The sequence below is a fragment of the Cupriavidus sp. SW-Y-13 genome (genome assembly GCF_009793345.1).
Lineage (GTDB): Bacteria > Pseudomonadota > Gammaproteobacteria > Burkholderiales > Burkholderiaceae > Cupriavidus.
On sequence record NZ_WHLX01000002.1, the window covers coordinates 1,997,065 to 2,020,983 of the forward strand.

Below are 23,919 nucleotides of genomic sequence, written 5' to 3' on the forward strand. Positions count from 1 at the left end.
CATGCCCTCACCCCCAGCCCCTCTCCCACTTCATGGGAGAGGGGAGCAAGACAGCGGTGAGCGAGAGTGACTTATGCCACCACCGGCATCCCCGCCAGCAACTTATCCAGCGTCACCGGATAATCCCGCACCCTCACACCCGTCGCGTGGTACACCGCGTTCGCCACTGCTGCAGCCACGCCGCAGATACCCAACTCGCCCACGCCCTTCGCTTTCATCGGCGACGAGATCGGATCGGTTTCATCCAGGAAAATCACCTCCTGATGCGGAATATCGGCGTGCACAGGCACTTCGTAGCCCGCCAGGTCATGATTGACGAAGAAGCCAAGCCGCGTGTCCACGGCAAGTTCCTCCATCAATGCAGCGCCCACGCCCATCGTCATCGCGCCGATCACCTGACTGCGCGCGGATTTCGGATTGAGGATTCGCCCCGCCGCACAGACCGCCAGCATACGTTGCACGCGGATCTCTGCTGTGGCCATATCCACGGCCACCTCCACGAAATGGCTGCCAAAGGTGGATTGCTGATATTTCTTGTCGAGGTCGCCGAACTCGATCGCGTCTTCGGCGGACACACCCGCGAACTGCGCGAGCGGCACGCTACGGCCACCTGCACGGATCTGGCCACCTTCGAACGTCACGTCATTGGTGTTGAACCCTGCGCGCCGTGCCAGCGTCTGGCGCAGCTTGTCGCATGCTGCATACACACCCGCGGTCGAACTGTTGGCGCCCCACTGTCCACCCGATCCCGCCGATATCGGAAACGATGAATCGCCGAGCCGCACCACCACCTGTTCGAGCGGCACGCCCATCATCTCCGCAGCGGTCTGCGCGATGATTGTGTACGTGCCCGTGCCGATATCGGTCATGTCGGTTTCCACCACCACCGCACCACCCTGATCGATACGCACACGCGCGGCGGATTTCATCACCAGGTTGTTGCGGAATGCCGATGCCACGCCCATGCCGATCATCCATCGTCCTTCACGCATCGACCCTGGTTTCGGGTTGCGACGATTCCATCCAAAGCGCTCGGCGCCCTGCTGCATGCATTCCACAAAACGACGCTGCGAAAACGGACGCTCTGGCTTCTCGGGATCGACCTGCGTGTCGTTGACGATGCGAAACTGCACAGGGTCCATGCCAAGCTTCTCGGCCATTTCGTCGATGGCGATTTCCAACGCCATCATCCCCGGCGCCTCGCCCGGCGCACGCATCGCGTTGCCTTCGGGCAGATCGAGTGTGGCAAGCCGCATCGCGGTCATGCGGTTGGCGCCCGCATACAGCAAACGCGTCTGCATGACCGCCGTTTCCGGATCGCCACCCTCCAGGTTGCCGGACCAGCTTTCATGGCCGATGGCCGTGATCTTGCCGTCGCGCGTGGCGCCGATGCGAATGCGCTGGATCGTGGCCGGACGGTGCGTGGTGTTGTTGCCCATCACCGGACGCGTCAGCGCCACCTTCACGGGACGACGCGCGGCGCGCGCACCCAGCGCCGCCAGCAACGCCTCCGCGCGCACGAACAGTTTCCCGCCGAAGCCACCGCCGATAAACGGCGAGATGACCTGCACATTCTCCTTCGGCACCCGCAGCGTTTCAGCCAGATCCTTGTGCGCCCACGCGATCATCTGGTTCGATGTCCACAGCGTGAGCCGGTTGCCATTCCACGCGGCAATCGACGCATGCGGCTCCATCATCGCGTGCGACTGGTCCGGCGTGGTGTACTTCGCATCGAGTTGCACGGGCGCTGCGCCAAAGGCTCCTGCGAAATCACCTACGGCGGTATCGGGTTCCTGATCCTTCGACGGCGGCTTGGCGTAGCAGCAGGCGTGAGCCAGATCGTAGCTGCCGGATTCTTTCGTGTATGACACCCGAATCATCATGGCCGCCGCGCGGGCCTGTTCGAATGTCTCCGCCACCACCAGTGCAATCGCCTGATGATAATGCTGGATCTCGGGACCGCCCAGCAGCTTCGCCGCATTGCGCTCGCCCTTGCCCAGCTTGCCCGCATTGGCGGCTGTCACGATGGCGAGTACGCCCGGTGCGCGACGCGCGGCATCAAGTTGCATCGATGCGATGCGGCCCTTGGCGATGCCTGCGCCGAGCACGTAGCCGTACGCCTGATTCGGCACCACGTCGTGACGTTCGTACGCATACGGCGCGGTGCCTGTGGTCTTGCGCGCGCCATCGATGCGGTCGGTGGGATGGCCGACCACACGCAACTGGTCGATCGGATTGGTGGTAGCAGGAGTGTCGAACTTCATGACTTCGCTCCTTTCTCTTGCATCATCACCGCAGCCAGCGTACGGCGCACGAGCTGCAGCTTGAACTCGTTATCGGTTGTCGGTGTGGCGCCATCGAGCAATCGTTGCGTGACCGCAGTGGGTCCGTGCGCCATCTCCGCATCGGCGGCTTCCACGCGCCACGGTTTGTGTGCCACACCGCCCAGCGCCACGCGCCCCGTGCCGTCTCGCTGCACGATGGCTGCCACGGAGATCAGGGCAAACGCATACGATGCGCGATCCCGCACCTTGCGATAGACATGCGTGCCGCCCAGCGGGGCCGGCAGCGTGACGGCGGTAATCAGTTCGCCGCGCTCCAGCACCGTTTCGATATGAGGTGTATTGCCCGGCAACTTGTGGAAGTCCGCAATCGGAATCACGCGGCGTGCGCCGTTGGGCTGCACCGTCTCCACGCTCGCGTCGAGCACACGCATCGCCACGGCCATGTCGCTGGGATGCGTGGCAATGCACGCCGTGCTGCTGCCGATGACTGCATGCTGGCGGCTGATGCCACCAATCGCCGCGCATCCGCTACCCGGATTGCGTTTGTTGCACTGCTGGTTGGTATCGTAGAAATAGGGGCACCGCGTGCGCTGCAGCAGATTACCCGCCGTGGTGGCGCGGTTGCGCAACTGGCCCGAAGCCCCCGCGAGCAACGCGCGCGACAGCACACCGTAGTCGCGTCGCACTCGCGCATCGGCAGCCAGATCGGTGTTGCGCACCAGTGCGCCGATGCGCAATCCACCTTGCGGCGTCGCTTCGATCTTGTCGAGCGCGAGACCGTTCACGTCGATCAGGTGCGTCGGCGTCTCGATGCCGAGTTTCATCAGGTCCAGCAGATTGGTGCCGCCCGCGATGAAGCGCGCACCGGGCGATTGCATGGCTGCCGCCGCAGCCTCGGCGGGGGAATGCGCACGCGCGTAGGTGAAGGGGTTCATGACTGGCTCCCTGCAACTTCGGTGATCGCTTCGAGGATATTGGAGTAGGCGCCGCAGCGGCAGATATTGCCGCTCATCCGCTCGCGGATCTCGCCTGGCGATGCATGCGGCCGCGCGTTGAGATCGGGACTGACATGACTCGGAATACCTGCGCGGATTTCATCGAGCACGGCCACGGCCGAGCAGATCTGTCCTGGCGTGCAATAGCCGCATTGATAGCCGTCGTGCTTCACGAAGGCCACCTGCATCGGATGCATGCGCGTGGGCGTGCCGAGTCCCTCCACGGTCGTCACCTTCGCACCTTCGTGCATCACGGCCAGCGTCAGACAGGCATTGATGCGCCGCCCATCGACGATCACCGTGCAGGCGCCGCACTGTCCGTGGTCGCAGCCCTTCTTCGTGCCCGTGAGATGCAGATGTTCGCGCAGGGCATCGAGCAGCGTAGTGCGCGTGTCGAGTTGCAGCGAGCGGGGCTGCCCGTTGACCACGAACGAAACGTTTGCCGCCATAGGCGTCATCGACGCCGTGGTACGCTGTGTGGAAGGCGTGGCCGCGCCAGCCGGTACGGCAACCGCCGAGACCGAGGCCGCGCCGGCCATCACGAACTCGCGCCGCGAAAGTTTGATGTCGCTAAATTCTTCCATCGTCGATCCTTTCAGGCTCATGGGCTGAGGGAGCAACGTGGCGAGACTTGCGCGTAGGAATTACACGGCGATCATGCTCGCCGTGTAGCCAGGGTCACACAGGAAGGGAATTGCGGGGTTCTGTGTCGCGCACTCTGCACGTTGCGTGGCCGGAAAGGCGCACGAAACGTGCCATCGAGCGCGCAGTGCTGACAGTCAGCGATAGCTGACGGTAACTTCGTTGCTGCGGCCCTGCAGCATCGGGGCAAGGCTGCCCTGACCCGGCACGCGATACGCGAAGACAAAACCCTTGGTGGCGTTGTCGCCCACAAAGGCGTCGGTCTTGCCTTCGGCGCCCGGCAACAGCACGCATCGATCTGCGTTGCACAGGTAGGCTTGCATGTCGACCGGCGGCACGCGCGTGAAACTGTAGCGCCAGCGCACGGACGTGATCTGTCCCGATGCCTGCGGCATGGTGGCCACCGGCATCACGGGCGACGACAACGTGCGCTGGCCCCGATTCGTGATCTGGGGCGCCTGCACCGAGGCAGTCCACGCGTAGCGCGATCCGGCAAGCTCGTACGTGGCCTTCATGAACACCGGCGCCACGGTCTGCGCATCGCTGCGCGCAGCCGCCAGTGCGAAGCCCGCGCAGAGCGCGGCAGCGATGCAGGGGTTGACCATGGCGCTGCGCATCACAGCATGCCGCGCAGTTGATTGCGCAGACGCGTGATGGCCTGGCTGCGGATCTGGCACACGCGCGATTCCGTGACCTCCAGCACCGCGCCGATCTCGCGCAGGTTCAGTTCCTGGTCGTAGCACAGCGACAGCACCAGCTTCTCCCGTTCGGGCAGCTTGTCGATGGCGCGGATCAGCGCATCGCGCATGCCGGACTCCATCAGCACGGTGAGCGGGTTACCGTCATCGGTCACGCCGAGGTGGCGATCCAGGAAATCTTCTTCTCCCGAGCGCTCGAAATCCTCGTAGTGCAGCAACTGGCAGCCATAGACCTCGTTGAGCAGCTCCTGGTATTCGTCGAGCGCCATCTCCAGCTCGGCGGCCACTTCCGAATCGATCGGTGTACGGCCGAGCTTCTGTTCGAGCTGGCGCTGCGTGCGTTCGATCTTGCGCGTGAACTGCCGCAGGCTGCGCGACTGCCAGTCGTTGGCGCGCACCTCGTCGAGCATGGCGCCGCGAATACGCTGGCTGGCATAAGTCTCGAACCGCGCACCGTGGTTGTCTTCATAGCGCTTGGCGGCGTCGAGCAGGCCGATCATGCCGGCCTGGATCAGGTCGTCGATCTGTACGCTGGCGGGCAGTTTGGCCGCCAGTTGCAGCGCGATGCGCCGCACCAGTGGCGCGTGTGACTTGACCACGTCCGCCTGCTCGAGCTTTCCCTGAATCGTGTACATGGTGGAACTCTCGGTAAATGCTGTCTGTGTGTGCCGGGGCCGTCGGAGACGATGGCGGCCACTGGCTGGCTGAGTTTCGGTTTCGGGTCTTGTCGGGACTTCTTGTTCTTGGCGTGTCACGCGGGCACGGCCGAAGCCATGCCCTGGGGCGATGATTCGTGGCGCAGCGGCCATGCGCCGGTACCACCGGCGATGTGCCGCAACGCACCGGTGGCCGCAGCGGCGGGGTACGCCTCCACCACGCACCGTCCAAGCTGGAGCGCACGCGCTACCAGCGGATCCATCGGCAGATACCCTGCCAGGCTGGCCTCCACGCCCAGGTACTGGCTCGCCGTACGGGCCAGGTTGCGCGCGAGGGCCACGACCGTCCCTTCCGCCGCCGCAAGATTCACGACGAGCTGGAACTGACGGCATGCATATTCATGGTGCAGCCGCTTGATGCAGGCATACGCGGCGGTGATCGAATTGGCCTCGGGCCGCATCACGATCACCATGTTGTGCGCAACTGCAGCCAGCGGTGACAGCGCGCCCGTGCCATCGCGGCGTGCATCGACGATCACGGTGCGCATGTCGGGCCATTGCGCGGACATTGCGGCGTCATCGAGCCGCGTGCCCGACGGCAACGCGCCGGCCGGCAGCACGGCAATGCCCGTGGCGGCGCGCGTGCCGATGGCCGAGGCCAGCGTCGTGCGGCCTGCCATCACGTCACCCAGCGTGGCCGTGGGCGATGCACCCGCGAGCCGCGTGGCGCGTGCGCCGAACGTGTCTTCATCGACCAGCAGCACGCGTTCGCCCTGCATCGACAACGCGTTAGCCAATCCCAACGCCACGGTGGTCGTACCGGCGCCGGGTTCGGCACCGACTACGGCAATCCGCCGCGTGACGCGGGGCGCCAGCAGCCGGCGCAGACTTTCTGCCTGATCGGAAGCCATCGGATTCAAGTCTTACTCCCCTGCGGCCGCAAACTGCGGCATGGCTTCGGTGGACTGCATCGCACGCATCGCGTACATGGCAGCCTCGGCCGGCTCTTCCACCTTCTCCGCTTCCACCATCGAAGGCGAGGCGGTGTTGCGGCCCGGATAGTTTTCAAGCACGTCGAGCAGCGCCAGCAGGCGGCCCATGCCTTCGTTCAGTACGGTGCCCGCCACCGGCGCATTCACGCGTGCCGAGGCACGGCCCGCGAGGCGCGACAGGAACGCGGGCGCGGTCTGCGTGGGCGAATGCTGCAGGCGCAGCGTGGTCAGGCCCAGTTGCAGCGAGGCCATGCTATTGCACAGCGCGGCATCGTCATCGCCCGGTTGTGCGAAATGTTCCATCGCGTGGCGCAGCGTGCGGAATTGTTCTTCGGCAGCCAGCGTCCATTGCGACCAGCGTGCGACCTGCGCGGCCACATCGGCCAGTGCAGGATCGCAAAGCAGGTAATCGACGGACAGCATCTCGCCGCTTTGGCGATCCACCAGGCGCGACACCACGAGGCATGCCTCGCTGCCGACCTCGCCACCCGCGCCGCGCTGGCGTGCCGCGGTACGGACCTGCCCGTCCGGAATACGGACGAGGCCATGGGCCAGCCAATGCACCGCATCGCGCTCACGAAACTCCACATCGCCAATCGCATGGAACGTCAGCGTGTCGGCGATCGTATCGAGCTTGTTGGCCTGGCCATCGGCAATCACGCGCGTGGTCTTGCGCGTGCCGGCGACCCAGCGCTCGCCCAGTTGCTGCCAGCGCGCCAGCGTGGCGGGCGTGGGCAGCGACGACACCAGATTGACGATGGTGCGTGCAGCGGCCAGCGTGCTGCGCACGGTAGCGGCATCCGCATCGGCTTCTGCTTCGGCGATCGACTGACGTGCGCGCGTGGCCGGCACAACGGTGCTGGCGAGCGGCAGGCCATCGCGATCCGCGAGCCACAGCGTGTGCTGCATCATCTGCGGGGCGCGGCGGCCTTCCACGGCGTGCGCGGCGTTGTGCGTGACGGCCAGCACATACTTGTCGCAGGCGCGGCTCGCCTCGCGGCACATCGTCAGTCGAACCTGCTGGGCCATCGGACGCAGTGCCGTGGCACCTGCCGTGCGTTGCTGCCAGAGCTGGCGGGCCAGCTCGAAGCCATAACGTTCGGCGTTCAGTTCTTCCACGCAGACGCCTACGGCACTGGCGCTGTCGGTCAGCGAACGCAGCATGTCGTCGGCACCGCTGCGTTCCGGCTGGCGCGGCGCGGCTGCGGCTTCTGCGTTGGCGGCCTGACGGCGCGCCACATCGGCGTCATTGAACAGCGAGCCACGGCGCGGCGTCAGGAAGGCGCGCTCCACGAGTGCGTCGGCCTGTGCCAGTTCCAGATGTTCGGGCACGCGCTGACCCGTCGAGGCGTAGTACACCGGCAGGCGGTGACGGATCACCACGTCGAGTACGGAGCCGAGGTGCGTGGCTTCATCGAGCTTGCTGATGATGCAGCCATCGATACCACCGGCAGCCCCGGCGCCATCGTTGCGATAGGCGTGAACCACTTCGTTGAGCGTGTCGCCATGCGCGGCGCCATTGAGCAGCAGCACGCGTTGCATCGGCGTCTGCACGCCAGCCAGCATCGCGATCTGATCGGACAGGCTGCGGTCGCGCTGGCTCATGCCCACGGTGTCGATGATGACGAGGTGCTTGTCCTTCATCGCCGACAGCGCGAAGCGCAGGTCCGCTGCATCCTTCACGGCATGCACGGGCACGCCAAGGATGTCGCCATAGATGCGCAGTTGTTCGTGCGCGCCGATACGGAAGCGGTCGGTCGTCAGCAGTGCCAGGCTTTGCGGGCCATTGCGCAGCACAAAGCGCGCGGCCAGCTTGGCGGTGGTGGTGGTCTTGCCCACACCGGTCGGACCGATCAGGGCCAGTACGCCGCCTTGCGAGAACAGTGCATCCTCGTTTTCGAGGACGGGCACCTTGCTGGCGATTTCCGCGCGAATCCACGCCATCGCGGCAGGACGATCCGTACCGACCGGCAGGCGTGCCAGCAGCGTGCGCGACAGTTGGCCCGAAAACCCTGCATTGATCAGCCACTCGAACAGCGACTCGCGCAGCGGATCGCCAGCGGCCACGCCCGGTGCGCTGGGGTGTGCCAGGCCGGCAAACTGCCGTTCGAGCATCGAGCGCATCGAGGCGAGTTCGCCACGCAGATCGCCCAGCGCGGCACCTTCGGGCGCGGCAGTGGGAGCGGTAGCGGCAAACGCGTGATGCGACGGCGTGATCGACGAAGCTGCAGGTGCCAGGGAAGGCAGCGGCGACATCGACGGTGCATTCAGCAGGCCGAGCGGTGCGTAACCGGGCACGGCTGGCTCATGGTCGTCGTGCAGTGCCTGCAGCATCTGCAGTTTCGAGGGCGCAGTGGCGATGGCAGGCACGACGGGTTCGTACATCTGCGCGCTGGCGCTGACAGCGCCGAGGTCGGTGTCGCGCATGGCCACGATTTCCACGCCGCCTTCGATGCTGCGGTTCGACAACACCACGGCGTCGGGGCCCATGGCCTCACGTACCTTGCGCATCGCCTCGCGGCCATTGGCCGCCACAAACTTTGCCACGCTCATGATTCAGTCCTTACGCTGCACCGCCGATCATGGCGGTGATACGGATATTGCGGTTGTCCGGTACTTCGGCGTGCGACAGCACTTTCAGTTGCGGCAGCGTGCGGCGCAGGAAGCGCGCCATCAGCGGCCGCAGCGGCGCCGGCACCAGCAGCACCGGATCGAAGCCCATCTGTTCCTGGCGCACCACGGCGCCCTGTGCCTGCTGCAGCAGCGCATCGGCCAGACCCGGCTCGATGCCGCCGCCGTTGGTCATGGCCTGCGTCAGCACGCGCTCCAGCCCGGCATCCAGGCCGATGACCTGCATGTCCGCGTTGTTCGGGAACAGTTGCTGCGTGATCGCACGGCCCAGTGCCACGCGCACGAGCGTAGTGAGTTCGGATGGATCGCTGACCTTCGGTGCATGCTCGGCCACCACGTCGAGGATGGTGCGCATGTCGCGGATCGCCACGCCTTCGTCCAGCAGGTTCTGCAACACCTTCTGCAAACCCGTGAGCGAGATCGTCTTCGGCACCAGGTCTTCGGTCAGCTTCGGGGCTTCCTTGCCGATGCGGTCCAGCAGCGATTGCACTTCCTGACGGCCCAGCAGTTCCGACGCGTGCATCTGGATCACGTGATTCAGGTGCGTGGCCACCACGGTGCTGGCATCCACCACCGTGTAGCCGTATGCCTGCGCCTGTTCCTTGAGGTTGGCATCGATCCACACCGCCGGCAGGCCGAACGCCGGATCGCGCGTGGCCGCGCCTTGCAGCGTGCCGCTGACCTGACCGGGATTGATCGCCATCCATTGGCCGGGATTCGCTTCGCCGCTGCCCACTTCCACGCCCTTGAGCGTGATGCGGTAGGCGTTGGGCTTCAGTTCGAGGTTGTCGCGAATGTGTACCACCGGCACCAGGAAGCCGATGTCCTGTGCGATCTTCTTGCGGATGCTCTTGATACGGCCCAGCAGTTCGCCGTTCTGCCCGCGATCCACCAGCGTGATCAGCCGGTAGCCCACTTCCATGCCGAGCGGGTCCACCATCGTGACGTCTTCCCACGTGGCTTCCGCGGCTTCGGCTGCGACGGCGGGCTTGCGCTCTTCCTTCGCCTTGGTTTCCGTAGCCTTGACCTCGCGCTTGGTCATATGGCGGCCCAGCCAGATCAGGCCGCCGGCCAGTGCCAGGAAGGCGAAGTGCGGCATGCCGGGGATCAGGCCCATCAGGCCGATGATCGCGGCGGTGATGTACATCACGCGCGGATTCGAGAACAGCTGGCCCGTCAGCTGCTGGCCCACGTCCTGCTCGTTCGACACACGCGACACGATCACACCGGCTGCCGTGGAAATCACCAGTGCCGGGATCTGTGCCACAAGGCCATCACCGATTGTCAGCAGCGTGTAGTTGTGAACGGCGGTGCCGAAGTCCAGGTCGTGCTGCACCATGCCGACCACCATGCCGGCAGCCACGTTGATGAACATGATCAGCAGGCCGGCGATGGCGTCGCCGCGCACGAACTTCGACGCACCGTCCATCGCACCGTAGAAGTCCGATTCCTGCGCCACTTCGGCACGGCGCTTGCGCGCGCCTTCTTCATTGATCAGGCCGGCGTTCAGGTCGGCGTCGATGGCCATCTGCTTGCCGGGCATGGCATCGAGCATGAAGCGCGCGCCAACTTCCGCGATACGCCCCGCACCCTTGGTAATCACCATGAAGTTGATCACCACCAGGATGGCGAACACCACGATACCGACCGCGAAGTTGCCGCCCACCAGGAAGTGGCCGAACGCCTCGATCACCTTGCCGGCGGCGTCGGGACCGGTATGGCCTTCGAGCAGCACCACGCGCGTGGATGCGACGTTCAGAGACAGGCGCAGCAGCGTGGAAAACAGCAGCACGGCCGGGAACGCGGCAAAGTCCAGCGGGCGCTGCGTGTACATGCCCACCAGCAGCACCATGATGGCCAGTGCGATGTTGAACGTGAACAGCAGGTCCAGGATGAACGGCGGCAGCGGCAGGATCATCATGCCGAGGATCATGACGATCAGCAGCGGACCTGCCATCGCCTTCATCTGGGTGCCGCCGCGCATCAACGCGGGCAGGTTGAAAAGATTGGTCAGTGCGTTCATGCGCGGCTTTCCGGTACGGCGAGTTCATCGGGCACAGCCAGATCCGACGGTGCGTCGGGCTGCGGACCATAGCTGTAGTGCCAGTTCTTCAGTTGAAACACCCAGGCCAGGATTTCAGCCACGGCGGTATACAGTCCCGCCGGGATTTCATGGCCCAGTTCCACGTGACGGTGCAGCGCCCGCGCCAGCGGCGGAGCAGACAACACCGGCACGCGATGCTCGGCGGCCAGCTCGCGAATGCGGGCGGCCACCTCGTCAGTGCCCTTTGCCACGACGCGCGGCGCATTCCAGCGCGCCTTTTCGTCGTAGCGCAGTGCCACGGCGAAGTGGGTGGGGTTGGTCACCACCACGTCCGCCTTCGGCACCTCGGCCATCATCCGGCGACGCGCCATGGCCCGCTGCTGCTGGCGGATACGGGCCTTGACGTGCGGATCGCCATCGGTTTCCTTCATCTCCTGCTTGACCTCTTCCTTGGTCATGCGGAGCTTCTTGTAGTACTCCCATAGCTGCCAGGGCACATCCAGCGCCACCACCAGCAGCAGGGAACCGGCCACGATGCCGCACACATACAGCACGAGTTCCATCGTGTGCAGCATGGCTTCCTCGACCGGCGCGTTCATCAGCGCGATGGCTTCCGGCAGCTTGCGCCAGACCATCCAGCCACCGACGCCACCGACCAGCAGGGACTTGGCGATGGCCTTGGCGAGTTCCACCAGCGAATGCATCGAGAACAGGCGGCCCAGCCCGGACAGCGGGTTGAGCCGTTTGAAATCGGGCATGAACGACTTGGTGGAGAAGATCCATCCGCCCAGCGCCATCGGCGCCACCAGCGCGGCCACGCCAAACATCAGCAGCAGCGGCATGAAAGCCAGCAGCGCATCGAAAATGGCGATGCCGAACTGCGACAGCATCCGGTTGGTATCGAACGCCGTGGCCGGCTCGAACGCCAGGCTCGTCTGCATCACGGCGTTAAGCTTGCGGCCCAGCGTGCCGCCCAGGGTCCAGAGCCCGATGACGCCCGTCATCAGCATCACGAACGTGCCAAGCTCGCGCGAACGCACCACCTGCCCCTCCTCGCGCGCCTTTTCAAGGCGCCGGGGTGAGGCGGGTTCGGTTTTCTCGAGATCGCTTTCCTCGGACATGCAGGCTCCAATACGAAGCGCGCGGGCGGCACTTCGTCACCGAGGATTATCAAATCCGGGCAGGGAAAGCATTGGGAGGAAAAGGCGGGGAAACAGGTGCCTGTTTCGGGAATGAAGGGGGCAGCGAAAATAACGGCCCGAGGGGTGCGTTCTTTAGAGCCGCCGCCCTTAATTTGTGACGAATATGGCCACTAATGGTCCGTATCGGCACCGGAATGACGGCATGTTGTCACGTTTTGGGCGTCACCTTCGGGGGAACAGGGAGGGTTTTCCCGCCCTCCCCCCCGGTTGTCGCGATCATTCCGGGCATCCGGATCATGAAAGGTAGTCGGCATAGCGCTGCCGCAGCCACGCCATTCCTTGATCGCTGGAAACAGTGCAGTTCAACTTGGACCGAAGCGCCTCCATCCGGACCCGCGCCATATTGAGCACGCCGCTCCAGGAACAGAGGCCGATGCGCAGCGTGGCGTCCTGATAGGTACAGCCGAAGGCGCCTTGCATGTACTGCACCATTCGGGTCGCTTCCGGCGTCATCTCGTTCGAAAGCGCGATGAACGTCCATCGTGTATTGGCCTTGTCGAACCGCTCGTCCGACGCCACGGCCATCGCGTAGCGTTCGATCTGCCCTTTCGCCTCCATGTCGACCTTTTTCATCGGACGCTTCAATTCCACAACGAGAAATTCCCGCTGCAGGCCCGGGGCTGGCAATTCGCGCCCCAGCACAAAGTCGATGAAACCGCGTTTGCCGTCGTCGCGGAGCACCGCTTGCTGAAGCCACCCCTTGCCCATGTCGAGCTTGTGGACATGCTTGCGCAACACCGTGTTCAGGCTCTCCCCGCTGCTCGTCAGCCGGAATTCTTCACCGAAGATCCACGTCTCGTTTTCAATCAGGCGATGCAACTGTCCGCGCTCGCGGAAGCCGCGCTTGTTACCGATGTCGAACAGCATCGACTCCAGGCCGGTCAGGAAGTGAAGCCGGTCTGTCACCAACCGGCTGCATTCGATCATCGAGGACAACGAGGTCAACTGCATCAGCCCGAGCAGCTCGCTGGTCCTGGCGGCGGGCAGGTTGAAAACTTCGGCAAGCACCTGCTTCAAGGGGCCAGCGCCCGCTTCAAGCGTCGCCTTGAGCATCGCCAGGGTGAAACGTCGATCATGCACGGTCCCCGTCCGGAACACCTCCAGGCATTCGTCGATACCCAGCGCGCAGATATCGAACATATCGCGCCGCGCGGCTTCGAGCGGATCGGCTGCCAGACCACCAAAGGGGTAGATACCTTCATCTTTCCAGCCCTGGATCAGCGTGCTTGCCTTGCGGGCCCGCTGACGCCTCTGCGTCGCTTCCAGCGACTCCCTGGCCACGTCGACCAGCTGCAGCAGCGCCGGGTCAATGCGTGACACGGCAACAGCGGCCCCCGGATTTCTGAATCCCATTGCAAACTCCCTGACCATGAACATGCAGGAAGACTAGCAATGCACTCCGCCCGATGTACTGCGCCAGGTCGTGCAACAGGTCCCTTTCAGATTCGTCTCATTCCAGCCGCCCCGCCTCCACCTCGATGCCCAACTGACCGGCCATCTCCACCACCAGCGCCTGCAGTTTTGCCACCTTGTCTTCGAGCGCGCGGTGGCTGATGCGCAGGGCTTCCAGTTCCGAAGGGGATGCGGCGGACTCCGCGCCGGATCGGTAGGCGGCCGTGCTTTCCGGGATGCTGACTTCGCCGCAGAGCAGGTGCATCCAGCGGTGTTCACGCTCGCCCGGGGCGCGGGGCAGGCGGACTACCAGTGCGGGGGTGCGCTCCGCGAGTTCATCGAGAAAGCCTTCGACGGACGAGATATCGGCAAAGGCGTGCAGGCGTGCGGTGTTCAGGCGCAGTTCGGCGGCGGTTTGCGGGCCGCGCAGCAGCAATGTGGACAACAACGCCGCCGACTGGCTGGGCACGCCGAGCACCTTGCCGAGATTCTGTTCGAAGCGCGGCACGCGGCTGCTGCTGCCTTCAAACACGAGGCTCAGCGATTTCAGGCCGTCGATGGCGGTCAGGATCTCGTCCTCGGTCACGCTCATCACGGGCGAGCGCGCGGTCTTCTGGTTGCAGCCCGATGCCAGCGCGTTGAGCGACAGCGGGTAGGTATCGGGCACGGTGAACTGCTTTTCGAGCAGCACGGCCACCACGCGGCCTTCGAGCGCGGTCAGTTCGCGAAGGGCGGGGCGGGAAGCGGGTGCGGAGGTCTGGTCCATCGTCGGCGGCAGGTTGGATGCGGTGCCACATTGAAGCGCAAGCGCCCCGCCGATGCAACCGGCATATGGATTTGCGAAAACATTCGTTGGCCGGTGTCCGTGTTGCACGTACGGTCAGGGCTTCGACTCACTTCCCGCCACGCCATGAACCGCTCCCGCCGCCACTTCCTGAACGCCGTCAATGCCGGCGCCATGCTCGCGCTCGTTCCCGCCGTGCATGCCGTGCAAGCCCAGACGCGGCCCGTGCTCAAGGCGGGCGACCAGAAAGGCGGATTGCGCGCCCTGCTGGAAGCGGCCGATGCGTTGAAGGGTGTGACCTACGACATCCAGTGGACCGAATTCCCCGCCGCCGCGCCACTGGCCGAGGCGCTCAATGCGGGCGCGGTAGATAGCGGCCCCATCGGCGATGCACCGGCCATCTTCGCATTGGCTGCCGGGACTCGGATCAAGCTGATCGGCGTGAACCGGTCCGACCCGTATGGCACGGCGGTGCTGGTGCGCCCCGATTCGCCGCTCAAGACCGCCGCCGATCTCAAGGGCAAGCGCATCGGCACGAATCGTGGATCGATCGGACACTTTGTCACGCTCAAGGCACTGGCATCGGCCGGATTGAAACCCGAGGACGCCGACATCCGCTTCCTGCCGCCCGCAGACGCGAAGCTGGCACTGACCAACGGATCGGTGGATGCGTGGGCCACATGGGAACCGTACACGGCGATGGCGGAGACCAGCGGACATGCGCGCGTGCTGGTAAGCGGGCGAGGCTTGTGGTCCGGGCTCAGTTATCTGGCGGCGACGGAATCTGCATTGGCAAGCAAGCGCGCGGTGCTGGGCGATTTCCTGCAGCGCGTGGCGCGTGCGCAGGCGTGGTCCTACCAGCATGTGCCGGAGTTCTCGGCCACGCTGGCGCGCATCATCGGCATTCCACCGGAAGCGGCGCGATTGCAGTTCGAGCGACGCAAGACGCAATGGCAGGCCATCGACGCGGAAGTCGTGGCCGTGCAGCAGCAGACGGCGGACTTTTACTTGAAGACGGGGTTGCTGAAGCAGAGGCTGGAGGTGGCGGGGACGTTCGAGCGGTTGGTGGTGGGTTGACCAAGGACCACGGCTTCCCATGGTTTGCTCCCCTCTCCCTTTGGGAGAGGGGCGGGGGAGAGGGCTGGCGGTGCAATCTGCCACTTGTCGGCAAGCAGAACCGCTTTGCCCTCTCCCCCAACCCCTCTCCCGCGATGCGGGAGAGGGGAGCCAAAACAGCGAGGGGAGCAACGAAACTCAGAACCCCAAGCTCGCCAGCAAATCATCCACCTGCGACTGATCCGCCACCACGTCGGCCTTGCCTTCGGGGTTGATCTGCGGGCCGTTCATCAGCGTGGGCGGAGCTTCCACGCGGCGATCGGCGGGCACGTTGTCGATCAGCACCTGCAGCAGTTCCTGCTCCAGGCCGCGGATCATGTCCATCATCTTCTTGATGACCTGACCCGTCAGATCCTGGAAGTCCTGCGCCATCATGATCTCGAGCAGGTGGCTGCCCGTGGCCTTGGTCTTGGCCGGCACGTCGGTCAGGAACTCGCGGGTATCGAGCACCAGCGCGCGCGCGTCACCCAGTTCCACGGGCTTCTCGAACCACGCCTCCCAGCGCTTGTCGAGCGCGTTGGCGCGGGCTTCGAGTTCTTCCTGCAGCGGTTGCGCCAGTTCCACGGCCGTGAGCGAACGCTCGGCGGCCTGCTCGGTCATCGCGGCGATGTAGCTGAGGCGGTCGCGCGCATCGGGAATGGCCTGCGCGGCCTTCTCGATCTCCTTGTCGAGCCCCAGCTCCCGCATGTTGTCGCGCAGCATGCGCGTCAGGTTGCCGATGCGATGGATGATCTGATCGGCCGATTCTTGGCTGAAAGTCGGAGTCGTCGACATATCGCGTACCTCTTATTGAGCCAGCTTCTCGAAGATCTTGGTGATCTTTTCGTCGAGCGTTGCGGCCGTGAAGGGCTTCACGACATAGCCGTTGGCACCGGCCTGTGCGGCGGCGATGATGTTTTCCTTCTTGGCTTCGGCCGTCACCATCAGCACCGGCGTCTTTTCGATACCAGGCGTGGCGCGGATCGATTGCAACATCGTCAGGCCGTCCATGTTCGGCATGTTCCAGTCCGACACCACGAACTGGAAGCTGCCGTCCTTGGCCTTTTCCAGACCGGCGGCGCCGTCTTCGGCTTCCTCGACGTTGTTGAACCCCAGCTCCTTGAGCAGGTTGCGAATAATCCGACGCATGGTCGGAAAGTCGTCGACCACGAGGATCTTGATGTTCTTATCCACTTTACGGCTCCAATACGGTTGCGGATGACAGTGCCATCCGGTTGTTGTTGCTGATCTGACCTCTTCGCGCGCGGCGCCTTGTCGGTCCGGGCCTACACGCGTTGCGCCCGCGCACCAAACGTTGCCAGGTGCGCCATGACGCGCTGGCTCATCTGGTGCAGGGGTACGACTTCATGCACGCCGCCGGTGGCGATGGCCTCCTTCGGCATGCCAAACACGATGCAGGACTGCTCGTCCTGCGCCAAATTGTATGAACCCGCTTCCTTCATGCGCAGCATGCCGCGCGCGCCATCCTTGCCCATGCCGGTCAGGATCACGCCGGTCACGTTCTTGCCGCCGTGGATCGCCGCCGAATCGAACAGCACATCCACCGAAGGACGATGGCGATTGACCGGTGCTTCCTGCGACAGATGCGCCACGTAGTTGGCGCCGCTGCGCGTGAGCAGCAGGTGCGAATCGCCGGGCGCGATATACGCATAGCCCGGCAGCACGCGCTCGCCATGCTCGGCTTCCTTCACCGTGATGCGGCACAGGCCGTTGAGCCGTTGCGCGAACGATTTCGTGAAGCCGGCCGGCATGTGCTGCACGATCATGATCGCGGGCGAATCCGGCGGCAGCGGCATCAGGAATTCCTTGATGGCCTCGGTGCCGCCCGTCGATGCGCCGACGATGATCAGCTTTTCCGTCGACAGCAGCGGCGCGCGCAGGATCGGCGCGGCCGGCGCACTGCCCGGTGCCGATTCGGTGCGGGCCTTCACGCGGGCACGCGACGCCGCGCGCAGTTTATCCGCGATGGTGTCGGTGTATTCGATCAGCCCTTCGCGAATGCCGAGCTTGGGCTTGGTCACGAAATCGACGGCACCCAGCTCCAGCGCGCGCATCGTGATTTCCGATCCGCGCTCGGTCAGCGACGACACCATCAGCACCGGCATCGGGCGCAGGCGCATCAGGCGTTCCAGGAAATCCAGCCCATCCATGCGCGGCATTTCCACGTCGAGCGTCAGCACGTCGGGGTTCAGGCGCTTGATCATGTCTCGCGCCACCAGCGGATCGGGGGCAGTACCCACCACCTCCATATCGGGCTGGCTGTTGATGATCTCCGTCATCAGGCTGCGGATCAGCGCGGAATCGTCCACGCACAGCACCTTGATCTTCGCGGCAGTCATGTTTGTCTCTACGTCTTAAAGGTTTCAGGTCGGCGTCTTGGCCGATGCCTGCCGCGTAAACAATTCCACGGCACCACGTGCGGGTGCCTTCGTGGAGGTGGACAGCGCACGCGCCAGGGCACGTTCCTCGCGTTCCACGCCTACCGTATCGTCCTGACGCGTCAGCCGGCGCACCAGCGCCAGCCCCGTTTTCGGGAAATAGCTGACGCGGCGCGCATGCGGCCCGCGCAAATCCTGTGCGGCCACGCGAATCTCTTCGGTGCGCAGGTACTTCAGTACGAAATCGGCATTCCGGTCCCCAATATTGAGGGTGGTCATGTTCGCCAGTACCGCGCCGCCACCAAAAACTTTCGCCTCCAGACGTTCGCGGCGTGCGCCCATCTTCAGCAATTCATTGATGAGCACTTCCAGCGCGTAGCAGCCGTAGCGCATCGACGCGGACAGCATGCGGTCCGGGCCCGCGTTCTCGTCGTCGGGCAGCATGAAATGGTTCATGCCGCCCACGCCGGTGTATTCGTCGCGGATGCATGCGGACACGCACGATCCCAGCACCGTGGTCAGCACCACGTCATCGCCGGTCACGAAGTATTCGTTGGGCAACAGCTTGATGGCCTGCTTGCCGAATTCGCGATCGAAGTATTTTCGCGTGGCAATGGCCTCGGGCATCTGGGGCGTGCCGCGCATCATGCACCTCCGCCCTTGCCTGACAGTTCGTACACCGTCTGTCCGCGCAACTGGAACGCGCGCGTGACATACGAGAAATTCTCCGAGTGCCCGGCGAACAGCAGGCCGTGGGGCTTCAGCATCGGCGCAAACCGCTCCAGGATGCGGCCCTGGGTCGGCTTGTCGAAATAGATCATCACGTTGCGGCAGAAGATGGCGTCGAACTTCTCGCGGATGCCCCAATCGGGCGCCAGCAGGTTCAGCGGCTCGAACGCAATCGTCGATGCCAGGTCCGGCTTGACCTTCACGGCGCCAGCGCGTGCGCCAGTGCCCTTCAGGAAGAAGCGCTTCAACTGGTCTTGCGAAAGCCGCGCCACCTGTTCGGTCGTATAGACGCCTGCGCGGGCCTTGGCCAGTACCTGCGTGTCGATGTCGGTGGCCAGCACCGTGCCTGCGCGTTCGCCCAGCGCTTCGGCCAGCGTGATCGCAATCGAGTAGGGCTCTTCGCCAGTCGATGCCGCCGCGCACCACACGCTGTACGGGCGGCCGATCTTCCTGGCGTGCTCGGCCAGCAGCGGAAAGTGGTGTGCCTCACGGAAGAACGATGTGAGGTTGGTCGTAAGCGCGTTGGTGAAGTACTCCCATTCGTCGGAACGGTCGTCGGCTTCCAGCAATTCCAGGTACGTGCCGAAATCGCTCAATTGCAGCGAACGCAGGCGCCGCGCCAGACGGCTGTACACCATCTCGCGCTTGTGCGCGCCCAGCGAGATGCCCGCACGCTTGTGAATCAGCTGGCGCACCTTCTCGAAGTCGCGCTCGGTCAGCAGGAAGTCACGCATGTCGTCGCGCAGCGGCGTCAGCACCGGCATTGCCGGACTCACGGCCGCGCCTGGCTTCCCGGTGGGGCTGGAGGAAGAACGGAGCGGCGTCATGTGTGTGTATCGTCAGGAATGCCGGGTCGCGGCAGTTTCAATTCTTGGGGACGGAACCAGCTCGCGCGTCAGGCGAGTTCGGCTTCGATCAGCGACATCTCGGGGCTGGTCATCATGCGTTCGATGTCGATCAGGATCAGCATGCGGCCTTCCACCGAGCCGAGGCCCGTGAGATGCTCGTTCGACACCGACACGCCAAACTCCGGCGCCGGCTTGATATCGTCGCCCGTGAGCGTCAGCACGTCCGACACGCCATCCACGACGATGCCAACCACGCGGCCCGCCACGTTCAGGATGATCACCACGGTCTGGTGGTCATAGCGCACGTTGCCGAGGTCGAACTTCAAACGCAGGTCGACGATCGGCACGATCACGCCGCGCAGGTTCGTCACGCCCTTGATGAAGTCCGGCGCATTGGCAATGCGCGTCACCGTTTCGTAGCTGCGGATCTCCTGCACCTTGAGGATGTCGATGCCATATTCCTCGGTGCCCAGCGTGAAGACCAGGTACTCCTGACCAGAGGCTTCGCTGCCCTGGGTATCGATCTGTCCGATGCCGGCCATGTCTGTTCTCCTTGCTTCTTTCAGTTACGCAACGGCTACCGGGTCCTGGCGGCGCACACCCGTGCGCTGCAACGCACCCACGTCCACGATCAGCGCAACGCTGCCGTCGCCGAGGATCGTTGCGGCCGAGATGCACGGCACCTTGCGATAGTTCGTTTCGAGATTCTTCAACACCACCTGGTGCTGGCCGATCAACTGGTCTACCAGCAGCGCAAAGCGCTTGCCTTCGGCGGCCAGGATCACGGCGATGCCCTGCGTGGGTTCCTGCACGGCGTTGGCCACGTTGAAGACCTTGTGCAGTTCCAGCAGCGGCAGGTATTCGCCGCGCACGTTCATCACACGCTCGCCGTTGGCGGCCGTATGCACGTCTTCGGACTTCGGCTGCAGGGACTCCATCACGCAGTTCAGCGGCAGGATGAAAGTCTCTTCGCCGGTGCGCACCGACATGCCATCGAGAATCGCCAGCGTCAGCGGCAGCACAATGCGCGTGGTGGTGCCCAGGCCCGGACGCGACGCGATTTCCACGTGGCCGCCCATTTCCTGGATGTTCCGCTTCACCACGTCCATGCCCACGCCACGGCCCGACACGTCGGTCACCACTTCGGCAGTGGAGAAGCCCGGTGCAAAGATCAGCTGCCACACTTCGTCGTCGGTCATGCTTTCCGACGCGCCCGGCAGGTTGTTCTGGATGGCCTTGGCCAGGATGCGTTCGCGATTCAGGCCACCGCCGTCGTCGCTGACTTCGATCACGATATTGCCGCCTGCGTGCTGCGCGGACAGGATCAGCTGACCGGTGGCTTCCTTGCCGGCGGCCACGCGCTTCTCGGGCGTTTCGATGCCGTGATCCAGGCTGTTGCGCACCAGGTGGGTCAGCGGATCGATGATGCGTTCGATCAGGCTCTTGTCGAGTTCGGTCGCCTTGCCGAACGTGACGAGGTCGATCTGCTTGTTCAGCTTGCTGGCCAGGTCACGCACCAGACGCGGGAAGCGCGAGAACACGTAGTCCATCGGCATCATGCGGATCGACATCACCGCTTCCTGCAGATCGCGCGCATTGCGTTCGAGCTGGCCCATGCCGGAGAACAGGCGGTCGAACAGTACCGGGTCCAGCGACGATGCGGTCTGCGCCAGCATCGATTGCGTGATCACCAGTTCGCCCACCAGGTTGATGATCTGGTCCACCTTCTCGGTCGGCACGCGGATCGAGCCGGAGTCCGGTGCGTGCGCGGCGGCCGCAGCGGGCTTGGCTTTTTCCTTGTCCTTGGCAGCCGGTGCAGCAGGGGCTGCCGCCGGCGCGGCAGCCACCGGAGCCGGTGCGGCCACCGGGGCCGGCGCGGGTGCGGCAGGTGCTTCGCCTGCGGCCACGGCTTCCACCACGATCTGTTTCTCGTCGATCACGAAGCAGCAGACCGCGATGATGTCATCGGCGCTGCAGGCGCTGTTCAGCCAGATGGTCAGGTCGCCGTCGGCTTCTTCCTGTCCGGTGATCTCGCCCAGGTTGGCCAGTTCCTCGCGCATCAGCGCCTGGTCACCCGCCGATACCTTGATCAGGCGGACCTTGAGGTTGCCGCCGGCTGCCGGTGCCGCTGCGGGTGCCGGGGCTGCGGCGGGTGCGGGGGCCGGAGCCGGTGCGGCGTCGCCATTGGCCTCCTGGGCCAGCTGCTGCAGCACGGCGCAGATGCGCTTGAACGTTTCCGGATCGGGTTCGGTGCCGTTGCGATAGGCGTTGAGCTGGTCTTGCAACACGTCCTTGGTTTCCAGAAAGGTGTCGATGATGACCCGGGTCAGGGCCAGTTCCCGCCGACGCGTACGGTCGAGCAGGTTCTCGAAGATGTGCGTGGTCTCGGTCAGCGCCGTGAAGCCGAACGTCGCGGCGCCGCCCTTGATGGAGTGCGCTGCCCGGAAGATGGCATTGAGCGCCTCGGCATCGGGGGACTCGATGTCCACCTCGAGCAGCAGCTGCTCCATTTCAACGAGCAGCTCTTCCGCCTCCTCGAAGAAGGTCTGATAGAACTGGGTGATATCGATATCGACAGACATGATCGTCCTGACTCGCTAGTTGCTCTGGAAGATGCGCCGCCCTCCCCGGGCGGCGCGCCTCATTCGATCTTGCCGAGGGGCGCAGAGGCCGGGCGGGCAGCGGGCGCCGAAGCGGCCCCGAGCTGCGACTGGATCTCTTCCGCCGTACGTCCCTTCTGCGCCTGCACGGATACGTCCGCCGCGCTGGCGTTTTCCGACTCGAACTGCGCCTGCGCCCGCTTGTTCAGCACCACGATGCTGATACGACGATTAACGGCAGCGAGCGGGTCTTTCTTTTCCAGCGGCATGGTGTCCGCCAGTCCCAGCACGCGCAGGACCTTGCCTTCCTGCATGCCACCCGCGATCAGTTCCTGACGCGAGGCGTTGGCGCGGTCCGCCGACAGCTCCCAGTTGCTGTAGGCACGCTCGCCCGCCATGTAGGTGGCCGAGTCGGTGTGTCCCGAGAGACTCACCTTGTTGGGCATCTCGTTGAGCACGGGGCCGATCTCGCGCAGGATGGTGCGCATGTACGGCTCCACCGCTGCGCTGCCGGTACGGAACATCGGACGGTTCTGCGTATCCAGGATCTGGATGCGCAGCCCTTCGCTGGTGATGTCCAGCAGCAGTTGCGGACGGAATTGCTTGAGCTGCGGGTTGTTCTCGATGATCTGTTCGAGGCGGCCCTTCAGCGCGTGCAGGCGTTCGGACTCGAGCTGGTCACGGCGGCGCTGCGCGTCGGCCGGATCATTCGTCATGGCCCGCATGACTTCGCCATCCTTTGCCATCGGGTCCTTGCCGCCGCCCGGAATCACGCTCTTGGACAGGCTGCTCTTGTCGCCGCCGGCCACCGCCACCTTGAGCGGTGTCTTGAAATACTCGGCCACGCCGACCAGCGTCTTGGGCGACGACGAACTCAGCAGCCACAGCACCAGGAAGAGCGCCATCATGGCCGTCATGAAGTCGGCATAGGCGATTTTCCAGCTGTGGTTGCCATGGGGCTTGTGATGCCCCTTGACCTTCTTGATGACGATGGGACGTAGGTCCTGGGCGCTGCTCATGGCTGCTCTCCCGTCAGGTCAGGCTCTTGACTTCGCGCACATGGTCGTCCAGCTCAAGGAACGACGGACGCACCGTCGAGTACAGCACCTTGCGGCCGAATTCCACCGCCACCAGCGGTGCGTAACCATTGAGCGATGCCAGCAGCGTGACCTTGATGCACTCGTACACCTTGATGCTTTCGGACACCTGGTGCTCGACGCGGGACGACAGCGGCGAGACAAAGCCGTACGCCAGCAGAATGCCCAGGAAGGTGCCGACCAGTGCGTTGGCGATCAGCGCACCCAGCTCGGCCGGGGGCAGGTCTGCCGAGGCCAGTGCGTGCACCACGCCCATCACCGCGGCCACGATGCCGAAGGCGGGCAGGCCGTCGCCAACGCGCGACAGCGCATGGACGGGAATCTCGGCCTCGTGGCGGTACGTTTCGATTTCGTGGTCCATGAGCGCCTCGATCTCGAAGGCGTTCATGTTGCCGTTGACCATCATCCGCAGGTAGTCGGTCAGGAACTCCATCATCTTGGCGTCGGCCAGGATGCGGGGGTACTGACTGAACACGCTGCTGGAGGCAGGGTCGGCAATTTCCTTTTCGAGGAACAGGATGCCCTCGCGGCGGGCCTTGGAGAGCAGCACGTACAGCAGTGCCATCACGTCCAGGTAGAGTTCCTTCTTGTACTTGGAACCCTTCAGCAGCATCGGCATGGCCTTGCCCGTGGCCTTGATGGCCTTGCCGCTGTTCGAGCTGATGAATGCACCAACGGCGGCACCGCCGATGATGATGAGCTCTGCCGGTTGGTAGAGCGCGCCCATGTGGCCGCCGGTGATGGCGTAACCGCCCAGCACCGCAACCACTACGACGACATAGCCAAGAACAACTAGCACGATCGGATCCCCGTCTGAATAACACGCGTCA

21 protein-coding genes are annotated in these 23,919 nt (G+C 64.5%); 1 reads left to right on the forward strand and 20 read right to left on the reverse strand.

Annotated elements, in window-relative coordinates:
• Positions 1–71 precede the first annotated feature (71 nt).
• From paoC to GA566_RS24500, 11 genes are all read right to left on the reverse strand, one after another.
• Positions 72–2,264, reverse strand: coding sequence for an aldehyde oxidoreductase molybdenum-binding subunit PaoC (paoC, locus tag GA566_RS24450; RefSeq protein WP_137928427.1), 2,193 nt, complete (start codon positions 2,262–2,264; stop codon positions 72–74).
• The gene (locus tag GA566_RS24455; protein ID WP_137928426.1) at positions 2,261–3,220 is read right to left on the reverse strand and encodes a xanthine dehydrogenase family protein subunit M; all 960 of its coding nucleotides are present in this window, start codon (positions 3,218–3,220) and stop codon (positions 2,261–2,263) included. Before GA566_RS24455 ends, paoC begins: the two co-directional genes overlap by 4 nt.
• Entirely contained in the window at positions 3,217–3,864 is a 648-nt protein-coding gene (gene paoA / locus GA566_RS24460) for an aldehyde dehydrogenase iron-sulfur subunit PaoA (protein ID WP_160474284.1), read from the reverse strand. The genes GA566_RS24455 and paoA overlap by 4 nt, the downstream gene beginning before the upstream one ends.
• A gap of 195 nt (positions 3,865–4,059) precedes the next feature.
• Positions 4,060–4,539, reverse strand: a complete 480-nt coding sequence (locus GA566_RS24465; RefSeq protein ID WP_370459349.1) for a flagellar protein FlhE — start codon at positions 4,537–4,539, stop codon at positions 4,060–4,062.
• Positions 4,539–5,255, reverse strand: a complete 717-nt coding sequence (locus GA566_RS24470) for an RNA polymerase sigma factor FliA (protein ID WP_137928424.1) — start codon at positions 5,253–5,255, stop codon at positions 4,539–4,541. Before GA566_RS24470 ends, GA566_RS24465 begins: the two co-directional genes overlap by 1 nt.
• A gap of 116 nt (positions 5,256–5,371) precedes the next feature.
• Positions 5,372–6,187 (reverse strand): P-loop NTPase, encoded by an 816-nt coding sequence (locus GA566_RS24475; RefSeq protein ID WP_160474285.1) that lies wholly within the window; start codon positions 6,185–6,187, stop codon positions 5,372–5,374.
• 12 nt (positions 6,188–6,199) lie between these two features.
• The gene (flhF, locus tag GA566_RS24480; protein WP_160474286.1) at positions 6,200–8,821 is read right to left on the reverse strand and encodes a flagellar biosynthesis protein FlhF; all 2,622 of its coding nucleotides are present in this window, start codon (positions 8,819–8,821) and stop codon (positions 6,200–6,202) included.
• Between the two features lie 10 nt (positions 8,822–8,831).
• Positions 8,832–10,922: a flagellar biosynthesis protein FlhA gene (gene flhA, locus GA566_RS24485; protein ID WP_137928422.1), complete on the reverse strand. Its 2,091-nt coding sequence runs from the start codon at positions 10,920–10,922 to the stop codon at positions 8,832–8,834.
• Positions 10,919–12,064, reverse strand: a complete 1,146-nt coding sequence (gene flhB, locus GA566_RS24490; protein ID WP_160474287.1) for a flagellar biosynthesis protein FlhB — start codon at positions 12,062–12,064, stop codon at positions 10,919–10,921. The genes flhA and flhB overlap by 4 nt, the downstream gene beginning before the upstream one ends.
• Before the next feature lie 315 nt (positions 12,065–12,379).
• The gene (locus GA566_RS24495; protein ID WP_160474288.1) at positions 12,380–13,498 is read right to left on the reverse strand and encodes a hypothetical protein; all 1,119 of its coding nucleotides are present in this window, start codon (positions 13,496–13,498) and stop codon (positions 12,380–12,382) included.
• A gap of 97 nt (positions 13,499–13,595) precedes the next feature.
• Complete coding sequence (locus tag GA566_RS24500; protein ID WP_160474289.1) at positions 13,596–14,303, reverse strand: YceH family protein; 708 nt, start codon at positions 14,301–14,303, stop codon at positions 13,596–13,598.
• A gap of 144 nt (positions 14,304–14,447) precedes the next feature.
• Here GA566_RS24500 and GA566_RS24505 point away from each other — a divergent pair, with 144 nt between their 5' ends.
• Complete coding sequence (locus GA566_RS24505; protein WP_160474290.1) at positions 14,448–15,398, forward strand: ABC transporter substrate-binding protein; 951 nt, start codon at positions 14,448–14,450, stop codon at positions 15,396–15,398.
• A gap of 177 nt (positions 15,399–15,575) precedes the next feature.
• Here the strand turns inward: GA566_RS24505 and cheZ are convergent, their stop codons facing one another.
• The 9 genes from cheZ to motA form a co-directional block, all read right to left on the reverse strand.
• Entirely contained in the window at positions 15,576–16,211 is a 636-nt protein-coding gene (cheZ, locus tag GA566_RS24510) for a protein phosphatase CheZ (RefSeq protein WP_137925520.1), read from the reverse strand.
• Positions 16,212–16,223: 12 nt separating this feature from the next.
• Positions 16,224–16,610 carry a chemotaxis response regulator CheY gene (gene cheY, locus GA566_RS24515; protein WP_137925519.1) on the reverse strand — a complete coding sequence of 129 codons (387 nt, stop codon included), beginning with the start codon at positions 16,608–16,610 and terminating at the stop codon, positions 16,224–16,226.
• A gap of 92 nt (positions 16,611–16,702) precedes the next feature.
• Positions 16,703–17,776 carry a chemotaxis response regulator protein-glutamate methylesterase gene (locus GA566_RS24520; RefSeq protein WP_160474291.1) on the reverse strand — a complete coding sequence of 358 codons (1,074 nt, stop codon included), beginning with the start codon at positions 17,774–17,776 and terminating at the stop codon, positions 16,703–16,705.
• A gap of 24 nt (positions 17,777–17,800) precedes the next feature.
• Positions 17,801–18,463 (reverse strand): chemoreceptor glutamine deamidase CheD, encoded by a 663-nt coding sequence (gene cheD / locus GA566_RS24525; protein WP_370459350.1) that lies wholly within the window; start codon positions 18,461–18,463, stop codon positions 17,801–17,803.
• Positions 18,460–19,371 (reverse strand): CheR family methyltransferase, encoded by a 912-nt coding sequence (locus tag GA566_RS24530; RefSeq protein WP_160474292.1) that lies wholly within the window; start codon positions 19,369–19,371, stop codon positions 18,460–18,462. The genes cheD and GA566_RS24530 overlap by 4 nt, the downstream gene beginning before the upstream one ends.
• Before the next feature lie 68 nt (positions 19,372–19,439).
• On the reverse strand, positions 19,440–19,934 hold the full coding sequence (locus tag GA566_RS24535) for a chemotaxis protein CheW (RefSeq protein ID WP_137925516.1): 495 nt from the start codon (positions 19,932–19,934) through the stop codon (positions 19,440–19,442).
• Positions 19,935–19,958: 24 nt separating this feature from the next.
• Complete coding sequence (gene cheA, locus GA566_RS24540; RefSeq protein ID WP_160474293.1) at positions 19,959–21,974, reverse strand: chemotaxis protein CheA; 2,016 nt, start codon at positions 21,972–21,974, stop codon at positions 19,959–19,961.
• A 59-nt stretch (positions 21,975–22,033) separates the two neighbouring features.
• A complete protein-coding gene (gene motB, locus GA566_RS24545; protein ID WP_160474294.1) occupies positions 22,034–23,011 on the reverse strand; it encodes a flagellar motor protein MotB in 978 nt (325 codons plus the stop codon).
• A 13-nt stretch (positions 23,012–23,024) separates the two neighbouring features.
• The gene (gene motA / locus GA566_RS24550; RefSeq protein WP_137925513.1) at positions 23,025–23,888 is read right to left on the reverse strand and encodes a flagellar motor stator protein MotA; all 864 of its coding nucleotides are present in this window, start codon (positions 23,886–23,888) and stop codon (positions 23,025–23,027) included.
• Between the last annotated feature and the right edge of the window lie 31 nt (positions 23,889–23,919).

Bases quoted from the DNA above. Each gene is read 5' to 3' on its own strand.
- cheD (WP_370459350.1), bottom strand. From the start codon at position 18,463: ATGATGCGCGGCACGCCCCAGATGCCCGAGGCCATTGCCACGCGAAAA.
- motB (WP_160474294.1), bottom strand. From the start codon at position 23,011: ATGAGCAGCGCCCAGGACCTACGTCCCATCGTCATCAAGAAGGTCAAG.
- GA566_RS24520 (WP_160474291.1), bottom strand. From the start codon at position 17,776: ATGACTGCCGCGAAGATCAAGGTGCTGTGCGTGGACGATTCCGCGCTG.
- GA566_RS24505 (WP_160474290.1), top strand. From the start codon at position 14,448: ATGAACCGCTCCCGCCGCCACTTCCTGAACGCCGTCAATGCCGGCGCC.
- paoA (WP_160474284.1), bottom strand. From the start codon at position 3,864: ATGGAAGAATTTAGCGACATCAAACTTTCGCGGCGCGAGTTCGTGATG.
- GA566_RS24465 (WP_370459349.1), bottom strand. From the start codon at position 4,539: ATGCGCAGCGCCATGGTCAACCCCTGCATCGCTGCCGCGCTCTGCGCG.
- GA566_RS24500 (WP_160474289.1), bottom strand. From the start codon at position 14,303: ATGGACCAGACCTCCGCACCCGCTTCCCGCCCCGCCCTTCGCGAACTG.
- flhF (WP_160474286.1), bottom strand. From the start codon at position 8,821: ATGAGCGTGGCAAAGTTTGTGGCGGCCAATGGCCGCGAGGCGATGCGC.
- cheA (WP_160474293.1), bottom strand. From the start codon at position 21,974: ATGTCTGTCGATATCGATATCACCCAGTTCTATCAGACCTTCTTCGAG.
- cheZ (WP_137925520.1), bottom strand. From the start codon at position 16,211: ATGTCGACGACTCCGACTTTCAGCCAAGAATCGGCCGATCAGATCATC.
- GA566_RS24470 (WP_137928424.1), bottom strand. From the start codon at position 5,255: ATGTACACGATTCAGGGAAAGCTCGAGCAGGCGGACGTGGTCAAGTCA.
- paoC (WP_137928427.1), bottom strand. From the start codon at position 2,264: ATGAAGTTCGACACTCCTGCTACCACCAATCCGATCGACCAGTTGCGT.
- flhB (WP_160474287.1), bottom strand. From the start codon at position 12,064: ATGTCCGAGGAAAGCGATCTCGAGAAAACCGAACCCGCCTCACCCCGG.
- GA566_RS24475 (WP_160474285.1), bottom strand. From the start codon at position 6,187: ATGGCTTCCGATCAGGCAGAAAGTCTGCGCCGGCTGCTGGCGCCCCGC.
- GA566_RS24535 (WP_137925516.1), bottom strand. From the start codon at position 19,934: ATGGCCGGCATCGGACAGATCGATACCCAGGGCAGCGAAGCCTCTGGT.
- GA566_RS24455 (WP_137928426.1), bottom strand. From the start codon at position 3,220: ATGAACCCCTTCACCTACGCGCGTGCGCATTCCCCCGCCGAGGCTGCG.
- GA566_RS24530 (WP_160474292.1), bottom strand. From the start codon at position 19,371: ATGACGCCGCTCCGTTCTTCCTCCAGCCCCACCGGGAAGCCAGGCGCG.
- GA566_RS24495 (WP_160474288.1), bottom strand. From the start codon at position 13,498: ATGGGATTCAGAAATCCGGGGGCCGCTGTTGCCGTGTCACGCATTGAC.
- flhA (WP_137928422.1), bottom strand. From the start codon at position 10,922: ATGAACGCACTGACCAATCTTTTCAACCTGCCCGCGTTGATGCGCGGC.